Source organism: Methanobrevibacter sp., from assembly GCF_045116495.1.
Lineage (GTDB): Archaea > Methanobacteriota > Methanobacteria > Methanobacteriales > Methanobacteriaceae > Methanocatella.
The window spans coordinates 1-3,225 of sequence record NZ_JBGULU010000072.1; the positions used below are offsets into that span (position 1 = coordinate 1).

3 protein-coding genes and 1 pseudogene are annotated in these 3,225 nt (G+C 31.4%); 2 read left to right on the forward strand and 2 right to left on the reverse strand.

Annotated features, from left to right (window positions below; translation table 11 throughout):
* Positions 1-19: 19 nt before the first annotated feature.
* Positions 20-340, reverse strand: a complete 321-nt coding sequence (locus ACJMLH_RS03365) for a hypothetical protein (RefSeq protein ID WP_405274719.1) — start codon at positions 338-340, stop codon at positions 20-22.
* Between the two features lie 173 nt (positions 341-513).
* Entirely contained in the window at positions 514-984 is a 471-nt protein-coding gene (locus ACJMLH_RS03370; RefSeq protein WP_405274721.1) for a hypothetical protein, read from the reverse strand.
* A 508-nt stretch (positions 985-1,492) separates the two neighbouring features.
* Between ACJMLH_RS03370 and ACJMLH_RS03375 the strand changes: the two genes are divergently transcribed.
* Both ACJMLH_RS03375 and ACJMLH_RS03380 read left to right on the forward strand, forming a co-directional pair.
* The gene (locus tag ACJMLH_RS03375; protein WP_405274723.1) at positions 1,493-2,575 is read left to right on the forward strand and encodes a tyrosine-type recombinase/integrase; all 1,083 of its coding nucleotides are present in this window, start codon (positions 1,493-1,495) and stop codon (positions 2,573-2,575) included.
* Positions 2,576-2,712: 137 nt separating this feature from the next.
* A pseudogene (locus ACJMLH_RS03380) lies at positions 2,713-3,225 on the forward strand (hypothetical protein); the annotation flags it as partial.

A 3,225-nucleotide genomic window follows, 5' to 3' on the forward strand; every position in this document is an offset into this window, starting at 1 on the left:
TGCACTGTTTGAGTTTTAGTCATTCTTTTACCTCTTTCCAGATGAATAAATCCCAGTGCCCAGTAGCTTCACAATACTCACGAACAATACGATCTTCAGCCTCCTCCCAAGTTTCATTCTGACCAATCCAACGGTCACCACGACCAAAAATATACCAATTACCAGACTCATTAAGCTGTTTTTTTCGAATACGTTCCCAAATATCACTTAAGATAGTTCCATCATCAAAAGATTTAGTCTTCCTAACTAACCATTCAGGAAATAGCACGTTAGTATTATTAATAATTTCTTCTGCATGATCTAACAAGTAATGTGTATTAATCCATTCAGCTCTTTTCATTTGTAACCCACCACTCTTAATTTAATAGGTGTTAACATTTCACCATTAGCTCCTTTAACTTTTCTTCCACCAATTTTAACAACTTCAGTTTTGAATATTTGCATAGAAAACATTCACTTTAAACGAAAAAATTTATACAAAATTAATAAAAAAAGAAAATAATAGCTTAAAGATTAAGCTATTACAGGAGCAATAAGTTCTTCATTATCTGATTGTATTGAAATCACTTTATTTTCTTTTGCATATGAGTAAGTATATCCAATGCCGTCATAATATAGGAAACCTTTTACTCCAGAAATGTTTTTAGCTGTACCGTTGTTGTAATTAATTAAATTGTCATCCAGTTCGGTACCATTGTAATCGAAAATTAAAATGTTAATGTAATTAGTGTCATTTTTGTATCCTTTCGCATATTCAGTGGTTTTGAAAAGATAATAGTCATTTACAGTCGCATTTTTACTTACATTTTCATTTTCTTTGAATGTTCCTGGAATGTGGAAAGTTTCACCATCAAGAGTTACATTTTGATCAGGTGGAGTTCCGAATAAAGATCCCAGGTCTGAAAGATCAAATGCAGATACAGTTCCGATAGCAACGATAGCTACAACAGCAACGGACAGTGCAAAAAATATCTTTTTGTTCATGTTTTAACCTCCTTAAATTATATATTAAATCAATATTTCCATTATCTCCCTTGAAGTTTTGATTTAGTAAAACTAAGCGGATAATTACTATACTGATAATATATTTTATACTATAATAATTTTCTTTTAAATATTTTTTCAAATGTTTTTTTAAGGTTTTGAGATTTTCAAAAAAATTTTCATCTAACGAAAAATTTTAGTTCCTGAGATTTAGGAAATATTTTTTTTCAAAATGTGAAAAATTTTTTTATTACATTTCATCTGATTTTTATTACAAATCCAAAATTTAACGAAATCACCATTTTTAAACCACTTGATGTATATGTATTACTTCACTTGTAACATTTCTCAGGAAAACTCCAAATTGACCAAATTTTATATATAAATAGAACGTATATTTTATGTAATAATATACGTTAAAAAAGAAAACATACGAAGTCTTTATATACTAAAAAATTCAATAGTAAAACAAGGGTTAGGTATAAAAATTTAGGAGAGGAAAAAGCTTATGATAGAAGTCGATGAGCTAACGGACTACCTAGATGAATACTTAGAGGAAAAACAAGAGGTAAAAAACTTAACTGAAGAAACCATCAAAAAACAGACATTCAATATATCCAAATTCATAGAATATTTGGAATCAGAAGGCGTGGATGAATTAAACAGTGATAATGTTAAAAAACAACTCAGAAAATATCGTCGGCACTGTTTAAAACAACGTGGAAATAAAAGAACCACTGTAAAAACATATATGATGAACATTCTGGAATTCATAAACTCAGAAGACGTTCATGAAGAAATCCAGCATGAACCAATCAAAATGAAGGATATTATTGAAGTAAAGGCAGAAGATCCAGAAACTGCTAAAAAAAGAATAGAAAAAATATCTTTAACCTGGCAACAAAGCGATTTCTTTTTAGATACAATCCATCAAAGCGGAAATTCACGAGATTATGCGATTTGCAGGACTTTCATTGATTCCGGGATGAGGCTAAAGGAACTGGTATTGCTTAATAAGGAAGATATTCAGGTTCCTCTGGATGAAAACGGATTCTATATCCTTCCAAATGATACATCTGAGTTTATTGATGTCAATCTAAGAGCTGAAACCACAAAAGGGGAATTGAAAGACAGAACTACCTTCATTACTTTCGATACTCTTGTCAGCTTAAATGACATGATGATGGACCGCATCACAAAACTCAGAAAAAACACCCACAATGTCTACAGGCCGGTAATTCAGAGAAACAAGGCAGCTTTGGAATCAACACGTGAAGAACTGTTCACAAATATTAAAGGCAATAGAATAGGAAAACGTGGCGTTCAGGATATAGTGAAAAAATATGCTCATGAGTGTGACAGGAGAATTGAAAGTGAAGGAATCGACTGTCCTGTAAACTACAGCAAAAATGTCAGTGTTCACATTCTAAGACACACTGCACTGTCTCATTATGCTGAAATACTTACCGTTGCTGAGGTACAGTCAATTGCAGGCCATTCAAACTCACAGACAACCGACAAATATATCCACATTGACCGTGAGCAAATGAAACAAAAATTAAAACTTAATTCAAGAAGATTTAATAACTGATATAAAAATTGAATTACTTTTAAATATTATATAAATCTAATATACTAATGTTATAAGGTAGTTTAAGGGTTTATATGAATTTTAAAAGGAAAATTTTTATATTAATATTTTTTTTATGTGTTATTTCTTTATTTGGAGTGTATTCTCTAGGTTTAAATGACAATAATGTTGCAAGTTCTCCAGATACCAATGAAACAGACATGATTGGCTGCTGTTCTATACTTTTGCAATTGGACGGAAATGATTCAGTAATGTCTTATAGACGGGATTCCGATTTAGATGCCGATATTCACATAGAAAACGTAAATTGGCATGGATATAATGTTATAAAGCAATATAAGACAGACAATAACTACTTTTGCCATGTAATAGTTACCAGTGACGGCTGGATTATCGGTTTGGGTGGAACTGATGACGGCATAGACAATCAGATAGCTGAAAATATCACCGCCAGAATGATAAATAAAAACAATACCATATCTGAAGCCGATTTGAAAGAAATACAGGAAATTAAAGAGCCTTATGGAAGAGGACATGTAGTTATTAAGGCTCCAAATGGAAATTATGGTTTTGCAACTGTTGATCAATTAAAAACAGGGAAACTGGTTCCAGGACAGTTTATTTCCATTCCTAATGATTATCAGTACTCC

Bases quoted from the DNA above. Each gene is read 5' to 3' on its own strand.
- ACJMLH_RS03365 (WP_405274719.1), bottom strand. From the start codon at position 340: ATGAAAAGAGCTGAATGGATTAATACACATTACTTGTTAGATCATGCA.
- ACJMLH_RS03370 (WP_405274721.1), bottom strand. From the start codon at position 984: ATGAACAAAAAGATATTTTTTGCACTGTCCGTTGCTGTTGTAGCTATC.
- ACJMLH_RS03375 (WP_405274723.1), top strand. From the start codon at position 1,493: ATGATAGAAGTCGATGAGCTAACGGACTACCTAGATGAATACTTAGAG.